Below are 20,227 nucleotides of genomic sequence, written 5' to 3' on the forward strand. Positions count from 1 at the left end.
GAGTTTATCAAATTATTATGTTTAGCCGTCTCAACAACATATTCATTATTCAATCAATAGTCGCGTTTTTTCTTGGTTAAGGTCGAATTTGTATCTAAATTATGTGCGGCGTCTTCATGTACATTGGTAGCTGTTGCACCATAGACCGCTTCTTCTACCGTTGGAGCGTTTGCTTGGCGGTCGATAACGATATTTGCTTGTGTCAATTGCTCCTGCAAATTTGCATTTGCCTTTTGCAGACGTGAGATTTCCCATTTATTCTGTAATACACGAAATATGAGTAATGCCAATAAGATACCAATGACCACACCAAGTATGAGACAAAGAATCAGTAGCAATCCTAAATTCATCGTAGGTGCTTGCGAGAATAGTAGATTTACGCCTATTTCAGTATTATTTGCCAATACCAAACCAAGCGAATAAGCAAAGCTTAAAAACAGTAAAACAAACAGTAAGAATCGCATAAGATATATACCTCGGTTTGGCGTATCAGGGATATTTTAAAGATAAAATCATGCAAAAGCAGCTAGCGAATTACTTTAAAATATTTTATTTAATCAATAGTTTATGACTACTCTTAACTATTTGCAACTTTATCATTGACTGCTTCACGTAGTGCTTTACCCGGCTTAAAATGCGGAATGGCTTTAGCAGGAACAGGGACACTTTCTCCTGTTTTAGGGTTGCGACCCATGCGTGCACGGCGATGATGTAAGCAAAAACTGCCAAACCCCCGAACCTCTACTCGCCCATCATTGGCCAAAGTATGGGTCATCAGATTTAATATTTCACGCACTGCGTCATCGACCACCGCATCAGCCATATTGTCACAGTTCGCACTCAGATTACTAATAAATTCAGACTTATTAATCGTTTGTTGCATTATTACGCTTGCCTTATCGATTGATGGATAAGATGATTATGAATCAAACTGAACATCTATTGATTCACATCTCGTTACTCAATGTTGCAAATGATAACGGATATTGCAGTAAATAGGAATAAAAGTTTGCCAATTTGACTAAAAACCTCAATGATGAAACTCGTATCAAAATGCAATCATAAAAAAAAGCGACCGGAGTCGCTTTTCTTATATTACTTTTATATCAATATCTTACCGATTACTGCATTTGTTCTTTGATCAAATCACCAATCGTTTTTGGCTGAGCATCAGAACTTGAAGCAGCAGTAGTAGTGTTCGTGCTACCAAGGTCTTTAATCGCTTGACGCTCTTCCGCTTCGTCTTTCGCTTTGATAGACAAGTTGATATTGCGTGTTTTACGATCAACACTGATGATCTTAGCTTCAACATCATCACCAACGCTCAGATGCTTAGTCGCATCTTCAACACGGTCACGCTGAATTTCAGAGGCACGTAGGTAAGCTTCAACTTCATCAGCAAGCTCAATAGTAGCGCCTTTAGCATCTACTTCTTTTACTTTACCATTAACGATAGCACCGCGATCATTGTTGACTAGGTATTCGTTGAATGGATCAGAGCTTAACTGCTTCACGCCTAGGCTGATACGGTTTGCTTCTGCATCTACTGACAATACCATTGCTTCAACAGTGTCGCCTTTATTGTAGTTACGAATAGCGTCTTCGCCAGTTTCGTTCCAAGAGATATCAGATAGATGAACCAAGCCATCAATACCACCGTCTAGACCGATAAAGATACCGAAGTCAGTGATTGATTTGATCGTACCAGTGATTTTATCACCACGCTCATGTTTCTTATCAAACTCATCCCATGGATTGGCTAGAGTCTGTTTGATACCTAAGCTAATACGACGACGTTCTTCGTCGATATCAAGAATCATTACTTCAACTTCATCGCCCACTTGAACAACTTTTGATGGGTGAATGTTTTTGTTGGTATGATCCATTTCTGATACGTGTACTAGACCTTCAATACCTTCAGAAATCTCAGCAAAACAACCATAGTCAGTCAAGTTAGTGACGCGTGCTTTAACAACGCTACCTACTGGATAAGTACCGCCAACGTTATCCCAAGGATCAGTACCAAGTTGTTTTAGACCTAGGCTAACACGATTGCGCTCACGGTCAAACTTCAATACTTTAACTTTCAAGTCTTGGCCAACTTCAACAACTTCAGATGGATGCTTGATACGGCGCCATGCCATGTCAGTGATGTGCAATAGACCATCAATACCACCAAGATCAACGAATGCGCCGTAATCAGTTAGGTTCTTAACGATACCTTCGATCTCGATGCCTTCTTCAAGCTTGTTCAATAGCTCTTCGCGCTCAGCTGAGTTTTCAGCTTCCATAACTGCACGACGGCTAACAACTACGTTGTTACGCTTTTGGTCAAGTTTGATAACTTTGAATTCAAGCTCTTTGCCTTCAAGGTGTGTCGTGTCGCGAATAGGACGCACATCTACCAATGAACCTGGTAGGAACGCACGTACTGAACCGATATCTACGGTAAAGCCGCCTTTAACTTTGCTTGAAATAATACCTTTTACGATCTCATTATTATCAGAGATTTTTTCAAGGATATTCCAAGTTTCAACGCGTTTGGCTTTTTCACGTGACAGTAAGGTTTGACCCATACCGTTGTCAACCGCTTCAACTACGACATCAACACTATCGCCAACTTCAACTTCAAGTTCGCCTTCTTCGCTTAAAAACTCTTCACGAGCGACGATACCTTCAGATTTTAGACCAGTATCAACAGTGATCCAGTCGTTATCGATGGCGACAACAGTACCGGTGATAACCGAGCCACGCTCGATATCCAGACCTGTTTCTTCGATGCTCGCTTCAAATAGTTCAGCAAATGATTCCATTATGTCTACCTTTGTATAGCCGTATCCTGTCCAGCACAGTACGGATCAAATTTATGATTGTATAAAACGAGAATACTGGTTTTATATCTCATACATTCATATAAAAAAACGTTTGTTGATAATAAGCAAATGATTGAACAAACTCATTAGCAACAACCGTTTTATATCAAAACACTTTATATGTATCTTAGAAATCTTGTTCTTTTATAAATTTTTTAAAAGAGTCAAGTTTCGTCACTGCAATTTTATACTAAATCCAACCTTTATAGGGAGTTTTTTAGTACTTACTGTGTTGTTTTTATTAATGAATAAAAACAATACCCTTTTCTTGACAGTGTTTTTTTATTTGCTCATAGACCATATCCGCGTCTAATGTTGAGCTGTCTAACAGTAATGCATCTTTTGCAGGTTTTGATGGTGCCGTCGCACGGTTTTCATCACGATCATCACGGGCTTTAATCGTTGCTAAAATTGTCTCAAAATCGGCTATTTGACCAGCATTGACTAGCTGCATTACGCGGCGCTTAGCACGTGCTTCAGCACTTGCTGTTAAAAAAACTTTTACATCGGCATCTGGAAAGACTACCGTACCCATATCACGGCCATCAGCAACCAATCCTGAACGGGTTGCCATATCTTGTTGTAGCTTTAGCAATGCTTGACGAACTTTTGGAAACACCGCTACCTGCGATGCATAGCCACCGACCGTTTCGTTACGGACTTGCTCACCTACTGCCTCACCGTTTACGATAATATCAACACATCCTGACTCATTGTTAGGCACAAAAGCAATATCTAAACTTTTTGTTAATGCCAAAACAGCCATCTCATCAATTGCTTGACTAACATCAGCAGAGATTAACCCAGCTTCAAAGGCTTTGAGTCCTACAATACGATACAAGGCACCTGAGTCTAGTAACTGATAGCCTAACGCTTGTGCTAAGCGCCATGTAACTGTACCCTTACCCGCGCCACTTGGCCCATCGATACAAATAACAGGATAACGCAATGGCAGCGCTTGGTCATTATCACTATTAAGCAAGGTATCACTACTCTTAAATAAGTCATCAGGTGTGCAGACAGTCATAATATTCACTTAACAGTAGGCGCTACTTGTGCGGTTTTTAGTATGCCAGCAACAGAACGATATTTATTGAATAATTTACCAAATACTTGGCGGCGACTGTAACGTTTCGCCATCAAATAGGGCAATATTATAGCAAAGAAACGAATCAATCACTAGCAACAAGACCAATATCTTGTTAATTATACCAAACCCAAAAAATACGATTGGCTACGTCAAACTCATTTGGCCTAAAACAAGCAGTACTTACGCTCGTTTTCCTTGCTACTCTAATTTTTGAGATTGGTGTTACTCATGTAATGTTTTTCGCAGCTTTTCTGCGCTCACGAAAGAATGCTTTAAGCATCTGACTACTATGATCGCTACATAAGCCACGGTGTACATGAATATTATGATTATAAAAGGGCTGTACTGATAAATTCATTTGACTACCGACCATCCCAGCCCGCGGCTCGCTTGCTGCATATATCAATCTATCAACTCGTGCATGAATCAACGCGCCAATGCACATTGTACAAGGCTCTAAAGTGACATATAAGGTGGTTTGGAGGGGTAAACGATAGTTTTTTAGGCGCGCACAAGCATCTCTTAGCGCAACAATCTCAGCATGAGCCGTCGCATCATGACGGCCAATCGGTTCATTAAACCCTTGACCAATAATCTGCTGATGGTGCACCAATACAGCACCTACTGGCACTTCTCCAGCTTTGGCTCCTTGTTTGGCCAACTGAAGCGCTTTTTGCATCCATTTAACATCTTGAACTGACCAAAATGTACAGGTAGCAAACGCCTCACTTATCGGTAAGCCATTCATAAACGGACCCTTTATTAACTGACCATTCATAAACTGATAAGGCGGTAGGTTTGTCATTGGATTGATTAGCATTTACTGTGGCAACTGCCAATCAATCGGCGTTTGACCATATTGCAGTAGATAGTCATTGGTCTTAGAAAACGGTTTAGAACCAAAAAACCCACCCCGATTGGCCGCAAGTGGCGAAGGATGTACCGCTGTCAAAATCAGATGTTTACTAGTATCGATATACTTACCCTTTTTTTGCGCTTTACTACCCCATAAGATAAATACGGTATGCTCTGTTTGCTCATTGACCGCATCAATCACAGCGTCAGTAAATTGCCCCCAGCCTTTATTTTGATGGCTATTCGGCTCTCCCTCTTGTACAGTCAATGAGCTGTTCAATAGCAAAACTCCTTGCTGCGCCCAATAAGTTAAGTCACCATGCTTGGATGGATGAATACCAATATCATCTGCCATCTCTTTGAGTAGGTTATTGAGCGATGGGGGCTTTGGAATGGCTTTGGGAACAGAAAATGATAAGCCCATGGCTTGCCCCGGACCATGATAAGGGTCTTGTCCTAAGATAACCACCTTAACCTGTGATAATGGCGTTAAGTTAAGCGCATTGAATATCAGTGGTGCAGGTGGATAAATACTGTCATCTGACTGATAGGCATCCTTTAAAAAATCCCGTAAATTATCCATATTATCTGATGTTAATTCTTCTGATAATGCCATTTTCCAATCTTCTGGAAGACGGACATTGTCTAAAATTGTCTGTTTTTGCGCTGGAGTTTTTGTTATTTTCTCATCAAAAAGTTCCATAATATGTCCTTTTGTATTTTTTATAAGAGATATAAAACAGTTTATAGATTTTATTATAAATTATAGCAATAAAAAAACGGCTACCGCAGTAACCGTTTTTATAATATAGCAACCGTTTCTATAATATTAGTCGTAATGGTTTAGCTGGCTAATGATTCAGAATCTGGATGTGGCTCATGCGTCTCAACCACTGTCAAGATAATACGGCTGTCGGCCGAACCTTTATCTGAAGACTTGCTGCTATTCTTACCGAGATTAATAGCATCATCTTTTTGTGCCTCGGTTGCTTCAGGCTCCAAGGTAAGATGTACTACCCCGCCATTAACCAATTCACCAAATAAAATCATACTTGCCAATGGCTTTTTGATCTCATCTTGAATCAAGCGCTGCATTGGACGGGCACCCATGAGGCGATCATAGCCTTTATTGGCCAAATAATCACGCACGTCATCATCAATCTCTAAAGTGACTTGCTTATCATCAAGCTGCACCTGTAGCTCAACCAAGAATTTATCGACCACCGATACCACCACTGACGGATCCAATGGATTGAACTGAATAATTGCATCTAAACGGTTACGGAATTCAGGGGTAAATACACGTTTGAGTGATTCGGTATTGTCACGGCTATGATCTTGCTGCGTAAAGCCCATAGAAGAGCGACTAATGCTATCTGCACCGACATTCGTCGTCATAATGACAATCACTTGCTTAAAGATAGCAACACGACCGTTATTATCAGTCAATGTGCCATGATCCATCACTTGCAACAACAAATTGAACACATCGGGATGCGCTTTTTCGATCTCATCAAGCAATAACACACAGTGTGGATGTTGATTGATCTTTTCAGTCAACAAGCCACCTTGATCAAAACCCACGTAACCTGGCGGCGCTCCAATGAGGCGCGAAGCGGTATGAGCTTCCATATATTCTGACATATCAAAACGTATCAGCTCTACGCCTAGCAGATTGGCTAGCTGACGAGAGACTTCTGTTTTACCAACGCCTGTCGGCCCTGCAAACATGAATGAACCAATCGGCTTGTCTGGTGCTTTTAGACCAGCACGAGACAGCTTGATCGCATCAGCAAGCGTCGCAATCGCTTCATCCTGACCAAACACCAAATGCTTTAGATCGCGATCCAAGTGCTCGAGAATACTCTTGTCATCACTCGATACTGATTTGGGCGGAATGCGAGCTAGCTTAGCAATGATGGCTTCGATATCAGCCACATCAATTTTCATCGGTGGTTTTTTGGCCTTAGGTAATTTTGGTTTATCATCTGTATTGGCGCGATCATGCGCTTTGGCAGATTTTGCTTCATCTTGCATTTCATTATCATTATCGGTATCAATTCCTTCAACATCGGCATCAATCTGCGCATCAAAGTCTTGCTCTATATCCGCAATGAAACTTTCTTCAGCATCGATGTCGTCGGCATCAGGAATCACACCCAAACGCTTATAAGCACCTGCTTCATCAATGACGTCAATTGCTTTATCTGGCAAAAAACGCTCATGAATGTGCTTGGCTGATAATTGTACTGCTGTGACTAGTGCTTCATCTGTATATTCAACATTATGAAACTCTTCATAACGCGTTTTGAGACCACGTAAAATATCAATGGTGTCATCCACACTTGGTTCTTTTACATCGATTTTTTGGAAACGACGTGAAAGTGCATGGTCTTTTTCAAAGACCTGACGATACTCCGTAAAAGTCGTCGAACCAATACAGCGTAGCTCACCATTGGCAAGTGCGGGTTTAATTAGATTTGATACATCCATATTGCTACTCATGGAGGAGCCTGCACCGATAATCATATGAATTTCATCAATAAATAAAATGGCGTTCGGCTTTTTCTTGAGTGCGTCAAGCAGTGATTTCATACGTTTTTCAAAGTCACCGCGATACTTAGTCCCTGCAATTAACGAACCAATATCAAGGCTATAAATCACGCAACCACTAAGTGGCTTTGGTGCTTTATCATTGATAATTAACCATGCCAAACCCTCAGCAATAGAAGTTTTGCCAACACCCGGCTCACCGACCAATAACGGATTATTTTTGCGGCGGCGACACAGTACTTGAGCAGCACGCTCAATCTCAGAAGCACGCCCAATCAATGGGTCTGTCTTTCCTTCTGCGGCTCGCTGGTTCAAATTAGTAGCAAACTCCACCAATGGATCTTTGCTGGTTTTCTCGGATGCACTACGGCGCTCACCAGTCACAGAAGCACGTGGCTCTGCTGGTTCATCCTTGTCTTGACCATGAGATAAATACTGAGTCAGCTCAAGACGACTAATGCCCTGCTTTTTAAGTAAATAAACCGCGTAAGTATCATGTTCTGAAAACATAGAGACCAAAATATCTGAGCCTTCGACCAGGCGACCACCACCAATAGATTGCACATGAAAAATAGCGCGTTGCAAAATACGATCGAAACTTTGTGTCGGCTGCGGTGATTGCTCCGTATCTGCATCTACCGTTGGCGTGTGCTTACTAATATAAGCTTCCAGCTCGGTACGTAGCGTTGAAACATTGGCGTTACAGGCAGTCAATGTATTGGCAGCGTGGGTATTTTCTAACAATGCCAATAATAAATGTTCAACAGTGAGATACTCATGCGATTTTTGGCGCGCAAGTGTCATTGCTAAACGCAAAGAAACTTCAAGATGACGACTTAACATAATGACTTCCTACAGTTATACCTATCTTAATAATTGATAGCTTTATGAATGAGTTAGTAAGTAAATCAGGGCGACAGATAGATTGTTCAAGGGCAATATTCGTATTATTAACAAGCATCAATAAAAGACATTGGGCATAAACGACTTAAATACGATGCGACTCATCGTCGATGGAGGGTTTTGACAATTGACACATGCTTTTCTTTATCTCAACACGATACTCAAGAAGAGTCAATCTATTAACACAGACTAAAGTGTATCGAAGCATATTTTATGTTGGTAGATTTAGAAATAACAGCGTATGAGCAAACAAGGAAATGAAAACAAGTAATAGAATAATACAAAAGGTTATAAAGGGTTTAGACAACCTTCATTTAGGGCGTGTCCTCATTTTAAACATGGCGATAAAAATGAGAACAAAGATGTTGAAACGGTGAAAGTAAAGAAAAACGAAAAATTTAGGTACAATTTTTATTCGCCTTGATGCGGCTCTATTTGAGTAAGTAACGGATAACCTTCACGATGCGCAAGACTGTTTACTTTTTTAGCTTTAGTCTCAGCGATATCTTTAGGATAAATACCAGCGATGCCTTTACTACTGTTGTGAATCGTCAGCATAATCTCGACCGCAGAATCCATACTATGACGAAATTCTGACTGCAAAACGTAGACGACAAACTCCATCGGCGTGTAGTTATCATTATACATAACCACTGCATACATGGGTGGTTTAGCCACTTCTGGTTCTGCCACCAACACGTCAGTCTGTGGCGCAGTTTCACCGTCCGTATCACCATCTTGCGCACGAGGTACAGGCATATTAGGAAAGTGCCAATCAGAAACCGTCGGTATAGCTTGTAATATCATTTTTTTCATCATAATCAAAATATAATTATAAGGTAAGTTTGGAGTAAGAAAGATTCTAAAGGCAGGTAATTAAGCATGTAATAACGCTTAATCGTTACATATAAGCGTCATTCATGACTTTGAATAACGCTATCGTTGACTAATAATTCATTAAGGCTCTATTGGGCTTTCATCAACTTTTGGTAAGTCTAAAAGCGATAACGGCATACCATCAACGCTAGCACCAAGTGTCCAGTTATACAACTGCTCTACTTTCTGCCCGCCTGCTTGTAAGCTAAGTTTGACTTGCAATGGTTTAAAACCAGATGGCATCGTGAAGCGACCACGAATACGGGTAATACCTTCAATCGTATAGACCGCCGGATCCAGCGGTACTTCCACTAAATCGTCGTCATCAAGCAACGTCAATGTGGGCGTTAAGCGTTTGGCTTTACCATCACTGCTGAGCATCCCAACATCAAAACCATACTCAAAGGCATTTTCAGGTAATGGTTTAATCTCAGCACCAATTACCTGCAAAGGCATGCCGCCTTCATCACTAACGATATCTGCATACAATTCATTGAGCTGGGAGAGCTGTCTGTTTTCAACCGTTAAGGTTTGCTGACTTTTACGCAATTCGTTGAGATTGGCCAGACTGATCGCCAATTCCTGCTTGGCAGTGGATGCTTGGTTAGTCGCTATTTTATGACTGAGGCTTAATTTTTCAAGCTCTCTTGTGGCCTCAGTACTATTGATCATTGCTTGCTTGGTTTCATTTTGCATCGAATGAAAACCACGCTGATAGCCTAATTTGTGACCAAATACCAGTCCAACGATAGCCGTCACTAATATTACAACGACAAAGAGTGCTAAGACTAATGTGGATGCTCCTCGTTGCGTCCCACCTATTGCATTTAACGAGCCAGCACTGCTTTTAGGCAGATAAGGTCTATGCTCCATGTAATAGAAAGCAGAATTTTGGCACGGTGAACGTGCTGGCTGTGAGCAAAGGCGTCGTACAAGCTTGACACGCATTTAAATAGTATCTCTTAACAGTAAAGGCAAATCATTATAACGGAATTTATAATCAATACCTAGCACCATGAATCTGAATGATTCGCTAGTCACAAGTTCCTATTAGGGGACAATAGGAGCAAAATTCAATCCCATAGACTCATCAAATCCAAACATCACATTCATATTTTGTACGGCTTGTCCGGCTGCACCTTTTACCAAATTGTCCTGTACTACGATGACCGTTAACTCAGCGCGCGCGTTGTTTTGATGTACAGCAATACGTAAGCGGTTGCTGGCACGGACACTACGCGTATCTGGATAAATACCTTTTGGCATAACATCGATGAACGGCTCTGACGCATAACCACTCTCGAATACTTGTTGCCAGTCAATAGCAGCGCCAGCTTCAGTAAGTTCTAAATGGATAGAGCTAAGCATGCCACGTATCATTGGCACAAGATGCGGTAAAAAACGAATGCGATGCGTAAATTGGCTGTTTAATAGTTGTGCAACACCCTGTTCAATCTCTGGCAAATGACGATGCCCTTCGACACTATATGCTTTAAAATTATCGGTGGTTTCGGCATAGTTAAGCGCAAGCTTCGCCTGACGACCTGCTCCTGAAACACCAGACTTTGCATCAATGACAATACGAGACTCAACCAGCCTTTCTGCTTGTTTATTTTGGGTTTCGATGATTGGTTTCAAACCCAAAATAGCAGTGGTCGGATAGCATCCGGGATTGCCGACCACCAAAGCACTTGCTAATTTATTGCGATTGACTTCAGGCAATCCATAAACAGCTGTCTTTAATAGATCAGGACAAGCATGCGATTGTTGATACCAATGCTCAAAATCCGTCAATGATTGCAAACGAAAATCAGCGGCCAAATCAATGACTTTTACACCCGCTTGAGTAAGTGCTTCAGCTTGCTGCATTGCAACGCCGTGTGGTGTGGCAAAAAACACCACATCGCACTTTTGTAATGTCGCAAGCGTGTTATCGCCTAAATCACTGAACACTATATCTGAAATACCGCGTAAGCTCGGGAATATCTCATCAGCTCGTGTGCCCGCTTCGCTACGTGATGTGAGCAAATCAATAGATACTTCAGGGTGCGCAGACAATAAACGAATCAGCTCAATACCCGTATAACCTGTACCACCAACAATCGCTGCTGAAATCATAAAATATTCCTTTTCTTTTACGCCGTAAATACTAGCTAGATATAACGTCTACATTTAAGCTTAGAAAACTTAAATTTTATAATCATGTACCGCATCGATAAACACTTTGGCATTGTCAGGATTGACCCATTGAGTGATGCCGTGACCTAAATTTGCTATGTAGCCTGTTTTTTCACCGCCAGCATAAGCGCTATCAAGCATTGCATTAACTTCCGCGCGAATAGTCGCGGGCGAGCCATACAATGTGGCTGGATCCAAGTTACCCTGAATGGCTTTACTACTTTGTATTTTTTTATACTGTTTGGTCAACTGGCGCTGGCTTTCATTCAGCACTTGTCGCGCACGATCGATCGGCATCGTCCAGTCTAGACCCAACACATTGGCTTCGCTGTCCGCTTGAACGTCAAGCCATAATCCGCCACCTTTGGTGAACAGTACCACTGGGATTTGCGGATGACGAACTTTTAACTCAGCGACAATGCGCTTATTATAAGCATGTGAAAAGTCAATAAACTGACGATGACCGAGCGCGCCGCCCCAACTATCGAATATCTGTAATATTTGAGCACCAGCGACAACTTGTGCATCTAAATAGTCAATCACCGCCGTTGCTAATTTATCTAATAATTGATGTAAAAACTCAGGATTGCTGTACAAGAACCCTTTAGTATAACGGTAGTCTTTTGAGCTACCACCTTCAATCATATAGGTAGCCAATGTCCATGGACTACCAGAAAAACCAAATAAAGGCACTTGGCCATTTAGGGCTTTACGAATACTTGTCACCGCACGCATGACGTAATCCAGCGAGTCATTGGGTTCAAGTAATGGCAATCTATCAAGATCAGCTTGCGTACGAATAGGATGTTTAAATTTAGGACCTTCACCCGTCTCAAAATACAGACCCAGTCCCATGGCATCAGGAATGGTTAAAATATCACTAAATAAAATAGCCGCATCTAGATCATAACGACGTAGCGGCTGCAAAGTCACTTCAGTAGCACGGTCTGTATCTTTACATAGGCTCATAAAATCACCCGCTTCAGCACGAGTCGCCTTATACTCTGGCAAATAACGACCCGCTTGACGCATCATCCAAACTGGGGTGGTATCTATCGTCTCAAAGCGTAGTGCCCGTAGCAATCTGTCATTTTTTAAAGGCGCAAATTCTTGCTGAATCGAGTTGCTATTGTCTGAAGCACTCATGTACAAATCTCCAAAACAACAAAGTATTCGTGAGCATGAACACTTTGTTGGATAAAATAAATTGAATAAAAGAGTAATAAATTTTTATAACATATGGATAGCAACATGTAAGTTTAAAAGACTGCAATATCGCTAATGAACATTAATAGCAGTCTCTAAACTTTTTATACACTACTTTAGAATGCTTTTATGAAACGCTCGGTATTTGTTATAAGCACTCAAATCTTGAAACAATAAACATTGCTATAAAACTCATGCATTATACGGTTATTGCCAAGTTATCACGGTGCACCATAACGACACGTTCTTCACTACTACCAAAGATCTTATCAAACTGTTCGGTACGTTCACGAGCCACTCGGCGCGCATCATGCGAGGAGAAATTCACCTGTCCAACAGCAATACGCTCGCCAGTATCTTGATGGGTAATTTCGACGACATCACCTTCATCAAAGCCGCCACGAACCTCCACCACACCGACGGGTAATAAGCTTCTATTATGTTCGGTCAAAGCTTTTGCCGCACCAGCATCAACAACCAAGCTGCCAGACATACGTAGATGCGCCGCCAGCCATTGCTTACGAGCGATAATTTTATCTTCATCGTTGGTTGTCAAAAGCGTACCAACTGCTTCACCTGATACCACACGAGTGATAACGTCATCAATAGCCCCGCTCACAATAACGGTTGGACAACCACCCATAGCAGCAAGGCGACCAGCACGGATTTTGGTCAACATACCACCGCGTCCAAGCTTACCGCCATCTCCTGCTATGTCAAACAAATAATCCGCCATGGCGCGCTCTTGGCGAATCATTCTAGCATTGGGGTTGTCACGTGGATTATCAGTAAATACACCCTCTTGATCCGTTAGGATAATGTACAAATCTGCATTGACCATCGCTGCGGCCATTGCACCCAAAGTATCATTATCACCAAATTTGATTTCATCAATAGTAATGGTGTCGTTTTCATTAATGACAGGTAGCACGCGCCATTCTAATAATTGCGTCAGCGCGCTTGTCGTATTGAGATAACGGCTACGATTAGACAAGTCATCATGAGTTAATAGCAGCTGTGAGCTTTGAATACCATGTTGGATTAAGGCTGACCACCATGTTTCGATCAAACCCATTTGCCCGATAGACGCACAAGCTTGTAATGCCGCTAGCTTTTTAGGGCGCTCTTCAAGATCCATTCGTACCACGCCTTCGGCAACCGCACCTGATGATACGAGCAGCACTTCGATTCCTTGCTTATGTAATTTGGCGATCTGCTTTGCCCACTCATATATGGCAGTTCGATCTAGCCCTCGACCATTATTGGTTAATAATGATGAGCCAATCTTGACAATAACGCGCTGAATATCAAAGTTGCGGGTTTGCTTAATAAACCGTGCTTCTTCGACCGTGTTTTCCATGTCACCTGCCATATAAACTCCTGTTTCTCATGTGAATTGATTACGGGGATTGATTAAAACATTCAAACATATCCGCTTAAGCGTATTCGCTTAAGGAACATACATCACCTCGACGCCATCTTCGTCGTCATCATTAAAATCAGCATCATCAGCCAAATCTAGACCTTCACGCGCCGCTTTGCGTGCTGCACGATACGCTTCACGCTGGGCTTCAGTGTTAAGGCGTACTTCCACTTCTAAGCGCTCAAAACGTGTTCTTTGTGCTTCAGCGAAGATAGGATCTTCTAGCTCACGCTCACGCTCTAATTCAATCTCATTCATCAAGTGATATTTAACCGCATCAGTCCCTTCACCCATTAGGGTTGAGGTGCGAAATACATCACCTGTCCAATCAAGCTCGGCGACAATATGGGTACAAAGCTCATCTAACTCTTCTTCAGGCACCTGATCGATTTTATTCAATACCAAAATCTGCGGCAAGTTGGCCAATTCAGGTGAAAAACGCTCAAGCTCTCTTAAGATGACGCGAGCATTCTCTACTGGATCACTGCCATCAATTGGCTGTACATCAACCACATGTAACAAGCGACGTGTACGAGCCACATGCTTCAAGAAACGAATGCCAAGTCCGGCACCTTCTGAAGCACCTTCGATAAGACCTGGAATATCCGCCATCACAAATGAGCGATGACGACCGATATCGACCACACCCAAATTAGGAACGAGGGTGGTAAATGGATAGTCAGCAACCTTTGGTCTAGCAGCAGAAACTTGACGGATAAAGGTAGATTTACCAGCATTAGGCAAACCAATCAAGCCAACATCGGCCACTACTTTTAGCTCAAACTTAAGAACTTTTAACTCACCTTCAAAACCTGACGTCGCTTTACGCGGTGCTTGGTTAGTAGAGCTCTTGAAATGGGTATTACCCAAACCACCATCACCACCTTTGGCAATCAGTAACGTCTGACCAAGTTCAATCAAATCGCCCAACACTTCATCTGTTTCGGTATCAACTACTGTGGTACCGATAGGCACTGGTAAAAACAAATCATCAGAACCCTTGCCTGAACAGTTTCTACTATGACCGTTCTCAGCTCGCATGGCATCGTGACGACGGGTATAACGATAGTCAACTAGCGTATTGGTGTTGTCTTCTGCAATGACATAAACGTCTCCGCCCTTGCCGCCATCGCCACCATCAGGTCCACCACGTGGGACATATTTTTCTCGGCGAAAACTGGCGATTCCGTTACCACCGTCACCTGCTTTTACCGTTACGACGGCTTCATCAATAAATCGCATTTTACTTTCCTTAATTTACAATCCAGTATACATACTGGTTACAACCAACGGCTGTGTTTTAGGGTGTTACTAAATCGTGTGGTCATCGCATTGTCATCATGCTCTCAGCAAACGTTGTGTTTTCTCTTAGCATTTATTATGACAATAACACCCGATAACCAATCAGACTATCGGGTGTTTGAGTATAACATTTCAGATTATGCCAAACTATCTAACAGACATATAAAGTAGCATTTGTTCAGGTTTGATATTTTATGCTGGAATCTGCGTATAACTGATTCCTGCCATTTGCGTCGCCAAACGCAATACCTGCGTGCTATACCCTACTTCATTATCATACCAAATATAAACAATCGCATGATTGTCAGTCAAAATCGTTGCTTGTGCATCGACGATACCGACATGAGTATCTCCGACAAAATCGGTCGATACGGCTTCTGTTGAATCTGTATAAGCAATCTGCGACTGCCAAGTGCTGCTATTAGCAACTTTACGCATAAAGTCATTCAACGCATCGGCGCTGTTCGGTGCGGTTTTGAGGTTCAAGTTCAAGATTGCCAAGCTGACGTTTGGCGTAGGTACACGAATTGCATTGCCCGTTAATTTACCACTCAATGCTGGTAGCGCTTTGCCTACTGCTTTTGCCGCACCGGTACTCGTGATAACCATGTTGAGTACCGCACTACGACCGCGGCGATCAGCTTTATGATAATTATCAATGAGGTTTTGGTCGTTAGTAAATGAGTGAATCGTTTCGACGTGACCGTTTTCGATACCGTATTCATCGTTCAATACTTTTAGGGTTGGCGTGATAGCGTTGGTGGTACAGCTTGCCGCACTAACAATCGTATCATCGCCAACCGTATCGTTATTCACACCATAAACGACGTTTTTGATTTCACCGCCAGCAGGTGCCGTCAATAAGACTTTTTTCACGCCTGTAGATTGCAAATGCTTACCAAGACCCGCTTCGTCTTTCCAAATACCTGTATTGTCAATAACGACTGCATTATCGATACCATAAACGGTATAGTCGATATCACTTGGATCATTGGCATAGATAATCTGGACAAAGCGACCATTGATAATCAGACCATTGTTTTCGTCATCGACAACCACGCCACCAGCGAAGCTACCATGAATAGAATCACGCTCTAATAATGAGGCACGCTTTGCTAGATCACCAGCAGCGGCAGGACGTACAACAATGGCTTTCAATTGCAAACCTTTCGCGCTCGATGCTTGTGACAGGAGCAGACGCGTTAAGATACGACCAATACGACCAAAGCCATACAATACAACATCTGTTGCATCATTCACGGTGCGGTCATTGCTATTTATTGCTTGAAGCGCCGTTTGTAAGTCAGTGTCATTGGCGATCAGTTGTCCAACATCAACTTGTGCCGACTGCAGACTAGGGTTGTCTGCTAACGCTTTAACCATGGCTAACGTATCAGCGATATCAATAGATTTAGCACCTTGCTCGCGCAGTGCAACTTTTTGATGCAATGCCAATATTTGACCAACTGAAGTCGTATTTAGCGTTTCGCCGAACAAAGTCACTTGCACGTCTTGCTGGTTATAGAGCTTATTCAATAGCCCCATAAGCTCAATCGCTTGCTGCTCATGGTTGTTATAATTGCTTAAATGGTCTTGATGCAATTGGCGTAAAGTATCAGCGTTGCTCACGAGAAACATCCTTATGGTCAGTAATGTATGATCAATAAAGTACAAAGAACTAGAAATGAGATAAGTCGTGGGTAGTCTAAGCAATAACTCTAGTATTATAACCAAACACGGTTGGTACTACTTATTGACGTTAGAGTATTTAAATCGCCTAGATTTTAGCCTAAAACGCCCTATTTTGCCAGCGATAACCGAACTACGAGGGCTTATAAGGCATTTTATTATGACATGCTGGTCATAATAAAAATAAAGGCAGCCAATGATGCTGCCTTCTTATGGCTCGTTATTTTGGATAACCAATCGGATAATATAAAGCCAAATAGCTTATTCAATCAGTCACTAGGCGACTAGCTAAATAATTATGGTATCAATTTAACGGTTTGATTGCTATGCGGTGTCAGCTTAAATTCTTTTAAATCATAACCTTGCTGTTGAGCAATTTGACGATATTTAGCATAGGTTTCCTGACTGACATTTGGTGAACGAGCCAATAACCACAGATAGTCCTTATCAGGTGTTCCTACCAAAGCCGTTTTATAATCAGCATCACGCGCTAGTACCCAATAATCAGCACGCCCTACTGGCAACCAACGAATCCACGATGGCAAAAACGTCACTTTTAACTTACTTCCCGTTGCATCTACTGGCTTAGCTAGACCCTCAGCGGCAATGCCAGTACCATCTGTACCCATACACTTATTAGCGACTATGATGCCTGAGCCATCCGTTTTTTCAGTGTAAGTAGCCGTCACGTCACTGGCACAATTACGCTGAAAATACATTGGCAAGCGCCCTATCTCATACCATGTTCCTGCGTATTTTTTCAAATCTACACTATCGACTGTGGTTGGGGTGCTGGCAGACTTATGTATGATGGCACTTGGCTTGATTGATAACGTTTCTGTCGTTGTTTTATCAGTCGTAGCGCTCGCTGTTACCCCTACTCCAGAGGCAGCATTCATTGGTGGCGTTGCAGCATAAGCTGAAAACGCGGCTAACGGTATGATAATAGCTAAAGCAATGCCTGTATGTTTGATTAATCCATTCATAAATATACGCTCCGGTATCTCTGTATATGAGGCATTGCTAGTGGATGATGCATCGATGTCTTGACAAGAATCGTCATCTACGTTCTTCACCGAGTCAGTTAAAAAATCTGACATAAACGGTTCATTTTCGCTTAAATTTTGTGATTGTTTATAACCATTGGCAATGTCAAAACTGTCATTGTCATGAGTTTTTAGAATATCATTCTTTACATTTTGTGTGTCAGTCATGGCGAACTCTTTTGCCTTTATAGGGCTTTTGTAGCCAAAACAGCTATCTTGTGAAGACATATTTGTCGCCAAATGATTAGAATTTTGATTATTCCATTTTTCATGATGATAGCTAGCATCGTTGCTGGCATCACCTGTATGCTGATTATCACCGTCGTTCATATAGTAACTGCTCGACTGGTTAGTCTGCTGAGACTGAGAACCAGCTTCCTGTGAATCAGACCATGCTGATTGAGGTAACTTATTGGTTTTCATAGAGGTACCATTATTAATAGTGACTATTAGAACGCTTTATCCATACTCTTTATTTGATTGATAAAATTTGGATTTCTTCGGTGTTGTGAATGATAAAACGTGTTTTTGAGTATGAAATCCAATGCCATACAAATCAAACTTGATCTAAGAGAGTGAGAAACGCATCTATCTAGTTAGCAGTCTTGCGTGTCAAAATAAAATAAACGCTCTTTGATTAAGTAATAAATATTAGAAGCAATCTAATCATTAAAGTAGTGATGCAATGTAGGGAATCGCAACGGTTTGTAAGTGACTATGTATTTATGCAGTAAAATAAACACATAGTTACTCATTGGATAAATATATTAAAAATCAGTTATTTATATTGACAGAATTTGATGGTTTCCTCACTGATACAAATCACGTTAATATTTTTGCAGTGACGATTTTGCAATTTTTTTTGTTAGAGAAACTCGCGAATACCAGCAACACTGACACCACCGTGCGCCAATACTTGGTCGATCATCGCAGGTGATAGCCCACCCAAACCGATGATTGGCATGTCAGCCAATTGTGCCAATACTGACCATGACTCCCAGCCAAGTGGCTCAGTATTTGGGTGGGTTTGGGTAGCTAGGATGGGAGACAAAAAAGCAGCAATCACTGGTGGTAACACCTGTTGTAGGCGCAAATTGGCAAGCTTATTGGCTGCCCTAATACTGGCTATATCATGGCAACTGACGATTAATGGACGATCATGAGAGAGTAATTGGTCAGATGCAAAAGCATCCTTATTACTATCAAAATTGCCATCAAACCATTGCATCAATGCGGCATGCGTTAGGTGGTTAGCGACAATTTGCTCACTAGCATTTACGTCTGGCATCTTTGTCGAATCTTCAGTGGTTAGCGATTGCCTTTCATCTTGCTCAGGTACAATTGCTAGGATATCTGGACGTATATCCATTAACTGCGCTGCTAGATTCTTTGCGCCAGTGTCTTTTATTCGAATATATATCCAAGTATCTGCCGCTAATGTTTCTTGATGATATTGCAACCATGCTGCCGCTGGATCAGGATGGGCGCTAAAGTGTGCTAATGGATAGGTAATCGCTATGTTGGTTGGCAGGCTTAGCCATGTAAGAATGGTTTTATTGGCAGCTGGCAAGTGATATTTCCCTGCTAATAAATCGCCCTTATCTACCCATGCTAACGCCTGCCCTTCTAATCCGTGCTGACATGGTTTATGCTGTTTATACTGCGCTGCTGTCAGCTCAATTTTATAGACCGCTAAGCTAACCTGCTTATCACCATAATCGTGATGTAGGCGGCCAAGTTTTACCATAGTATTGTCTTGAATAGCAATGCCTGTCTCTTCAGCAACTTCTCGAATGACTGCCTGCTCTGCGCTTTCATTGGTGTCTATCTTACCGCCCACAAACTCGTAACGATTGCCCTGATGTTGGGCAGCATGTCTGAATCCAAGCAAATACTGTTCTTTATGATAAATGACCGCAATTGCGACGTTTACGATGATTGCTTGCTCATGTTTGGCTGATTTGTTGGCTGCATCTGACATGACAGAATCCTTTATAAAGGTTTTTTTGACAGTTCTAATTATCTTTATGGTTTATCTTTTTAAAGAATGAAAAGCGATATAAATTATATAAGTTATTGATTTAAAATAACATTTATCTTTTATTAAGGTTTTGATAACCACTTTATAAGAATTGCTTTAGATAAGTTTACATAATAACTGCATTTTATTTTATCAATTGGCTTGCAAAATTATCGAATCTAAATGATAATTATTATCGTTAAAAGCAACTAT

The 20,227-nt window shown here is 41.7% G+C and carries 16 protein-coding genes; all 16 read right to left on the minus strand.

Features of this window, described 5'->3' with window-relative positions; translation table 11 throughout:
* Window positions 1-53: 53 nt before the first annotated feature.
* Entirely contained in the window at window positions 54-464 is a 411-nt protein-coding gene (locus M917_RS11370; protein ID WP_021814996.1) for a lipopolysaccharide assembly protein LapA domain-containing protein, read from the minus strand.
* A gap of 113 nt (window positions 465-577) precedes the next feature.
* Entirely contained in the window at window positions 578-883 is a 306-nt protein-coding gene (locus M917_RS11375; RefSeq protein ID WP_021814997.1) for an integration host factor subunit beta, read from the minus strand.
* A gap of 238 nt (window positions 884-1,121) precedes the next feature.
* On the minus strand, window positions 1,122-2,816 hold the full coding sequence (gene rpsA, locus M917_RS11380) for a 30S ribosomal protein S1 (protein ID WP_200861769.1): 1,695 nt from the start codon (window positions 2,814-2,816) through the stop codon (window positions 1,122-1,124).
* 298 nt (window positions 2,817-3,114) lie between these two features.
* Entirely contained in the window at window positions 3,115-3,900 is a 786-nt protein-coding gene (cmk, locus tag M917_RS11385; protein ID WP_021814999.1) for a (d)CMP kinase, read from the minus strand.
* Window positions 3,901-4,189: 289 nt separating this feature from the next.
* The gene (gene tadA, locus M917_RS11390; protein ID WP_051354273.1) at window positions 4,190-4,711 is read right to left on the minus strand and encodes a tRNA adenosine(34) deaminase TadA; all 522 of its coding nucleotides are present in this window, start codon (window positions 4,709-4,711) and stop codon (window positions 4,190-4,192) included.
* A gap of 72 nt (window positions 4,712-4,783) precedes the next feature.
* Complete coding sequence (locus tag M917_RS11395; RefSeq protein ID WP_021815002.1) at window positions 4,784-5,521, minus strand: uracil-DNA glycosylase; 738 nt, start codon at window positions 5,519-5,521, stop codon at window positions 4,784-4,786.
* Window positions 5,522-5,661: 140 nt separating this feature from the next.
* On the minus strand, window positions 5,662-8,214 hold the full coding sequence (clpA, locus tag M917_RS11400; RefSeq protein ID WP_021815003.1) for an ATP-dependent Clp protease ATP-binding subunit ClpA: 2,553 nt from the start codon (window positions 8,212-8,214) through the stop codon (window positions 5,662-5,664).
* Between the two features lie 471 nt (window positions 8,215-8,685).
* On the minus strand, window positions 8,686-9,081 hold the full coding sequence (locus tag M917_RS11405; RefSeq protein ID WP_021815004.1) for an ATP-dependent Clp protease adaptor ClpS: 396 nt from the start codon (window positions 9,079-9,081) through the stop codon (window positions 8,686-8,688).
* Window positions 9,082-9,231: 150 nt separating this feature from the next.
* Window positions 9,232-10,098 (minus strand): hypothetical protein, encoded by an 867-nt coding sequence (locus M917_RS11410; protein WP_040642659.1) that lies wholly within the window; start codon window positions 10,096-10,098, stop codon window positions 9,232-9,234.
* 102 nt (window positions 10,099-10,200) lie between these two features.
* Window positions 10,201-11,268, minus strand: a complete 1,068-nt coding sequence (gene argC / locus M917_RS11415; protein WP_021815007.1) for an N-acetyl-gamma-glutamyl-phosphate reductase — start codon at window positions 11,266-11,268, stop codon at window positions 10,201-10,203.
* Between the two features lie 69 nt (window positions 11,269-11,337).
* Complete coding sequence (gene hemE, locus M917_RS11420; protein ID WP_021815008.1) at window positions 11,338-12,474, minus strand: uroporphyrinogen decarboxylase; 1,137 nt, start codon at window positions 12,472-12,474, stop codon at window positions 11,338-11,340.
* A gap of 259 nt (window positions 12,475-12,733) precedes the next feature.
* A complete protein-coding gene (gene proB, locus M917_RS11425) occupies window positions 12,734-13,906 on the minus strand; it encodes a glutamate 5-kinase (RefSeq protein WP_021815009.1) in 1,173 nt (390 codons plus the stop codon).
* Between the two features lie 78 nt (window positions 13,907-13,984).
* Window positions 13,985-15,199 carry an Obg family GTPase CgtA gene (gene cgtA, locus M917_RS11430; protein WP_021815010.1) on the minus strand — a complete coding sequence of 405 codons (1,215 nt, stop codon included), beginning with the start codon at window positions 15,197-15,199 and terminating at the stop codon, window positions 13,985-13,987.
* A gap of 252 nt (window positions 15,200-15,451) precedes the next feature.
* Complete coding sequence (locus M917_RS11435; protein ID WP_040642662.1) at window positions 15,452-16,897, minus strand: glyceraldehyde-3-phosphate dehydrogenase; 1,446 nt, start codon at window positions 16,895-16,897, stop codon at window positions 15,452-15,454.
* A gap of 347 nt (window positions 16,898-17,244) precedes the next feature.
* Window positions 17,245-18,417 carry a lipocalin family protein gene (locus M917_RS11440; protein ID WP_021815013.1) on the minus strand — a complete coding sequence of 391 codons (1,173 nt, stop codon included), beginning with the start codon at window positions 18,415-18,417 and terminating at the stop codon, window positions 17,245-17,247.
* 442 nt (window positions 18,418-18,859) lie between these two features.
* Window positions 18,860-19,975, minus strand: coding sequence for an NUDIX domain-containing protein (locus tag M917_RS11445; RefSeq protein ID WP_021815014.1), 1,116 nt, complete (start codon window positions 19,973-19,975; stop codon window positions 18,860-18,862).
* Window positions 19,976-20,227 lie beyond the last annotated feature (252 nt).

The organism is Psychrobacter aquaticus CMS 56, assembly GCF_000471625.1.
GTDB lineage: Bacteria > Pseudomonadota > Gammaproteobacteria > Pseudomonadales > Moraxellaceae > Psychrobacter > Psychrobacter aquaticus.

What these genes read in the sequence shown, in the direction of transcription:
- cgtA (WP_021815010.1), bottom strand. Translation starts at nt 15,199, where the DNA reads ATGCGATTTATTGATGAAGCCGTCGTAACGGTAAAAGCAGGTGACGGT.
- M917_RS11440 (WP_021815013.1), bottom strand. Translation starts at nt 18,417, where the DNA reads ATGAAAACCAATAAGTTACCTCAATCAGCATGGTCTGATTCACAGGAA.
- M917_RS11410 (WP_040642659.1), bottom strand. Translation starts at nt 10,098, where the DNA reads ATGCGTGTCAAGCTTGTACGACGCCTTTGCTCACAGCCAGCACGTTCA.
- cmk (WP_021814999.1), bottom strand. Translation starts at nt 3,900, where the DNA reads ATGACTGTCTGCACACCTGATGACTTATTTAAGAGTAGTGATACCTTG.
- M917_RS11405 (WP_021815004.1), bottom strand. Translation starts at nt 9,081, where the DNA reads ATGATATTACAAGCTATACCGACGGTTTCTGATTGGCACTTTCCTAAT.
- M917_RS11435 (WP_040642662.1), bottom strand. Translation starts at nt 16,897, where the DNA reads ATGTTTCTCGTGAGCAACGCTGATACTTTACGCCAATTGCATCAAGAC.
- M917_RS11375 (WP_021814997.1), bottom strand. Translation starts at nt 883, where the DNA reads ATGCAACAAACGATTAATAAGTCTGAATTTATTAGTAATCTGAGTGCG.
- argC (WP_021815007.1), bottom strand. Translation starts at nt 11,268, where the DNA reads ATGATTTCAGCAGCGATTGTTGGTGGTACAGGTTATACGGGTATTGAG.
- hemE (WP_021815008.1), bottom strand. Translation starts at nt 12,474, where the DNA reads ATGAGTGCTTCAGACAATAGCAACTCGATTCAGCAAGAATTTGCGCCT.
- M917_RS11395 (WP_021815002.1), bottom strand. Translation starts at nt 5,521, where the DNA reads ATGGAACTTTTTGATGAGAAAATAACAAAAACTCCAGCGCAAAAACAG.
- M917_RS11370 (WP_021814996.1), bottom strand. Translation starts at nt 464, where the DNA reads ATGCGATTCTTACTGTTTGTTTTACTGTTTTTAAGCTTTGCTTATTCG.
- M917_RS11445 (WP_021815014.1), bottom strand. Translation starts at nt 19,975, where the DNA reads ATGTCAGATGCAGCCAACAAATCAGCCAAACATGAGCAAGCAATCATC.
- clpA (WP_021815003.1), bottom strand. Translation starts at nt 8,214, where the DNA reads ATGTTAAGTCGTCATCTTGAAGTTTCTTTGCGTTTAGCAATGACACTT.
- tadA (WP_051354273.1), bottom strand. Translation starts at nt 4,711, where the DNA reads ATGAATGGCTTACCGATAAGTGAGGCGTTTGCTACCTGTACATTTTGG.
- proB (WP_021815009.1), bottom strand. Translation starts at nt 13,906, where the DNA reads ATGGCAGGTGACATGGAAAACACGGTCGAAGAAGCACGGTTTATTAAG.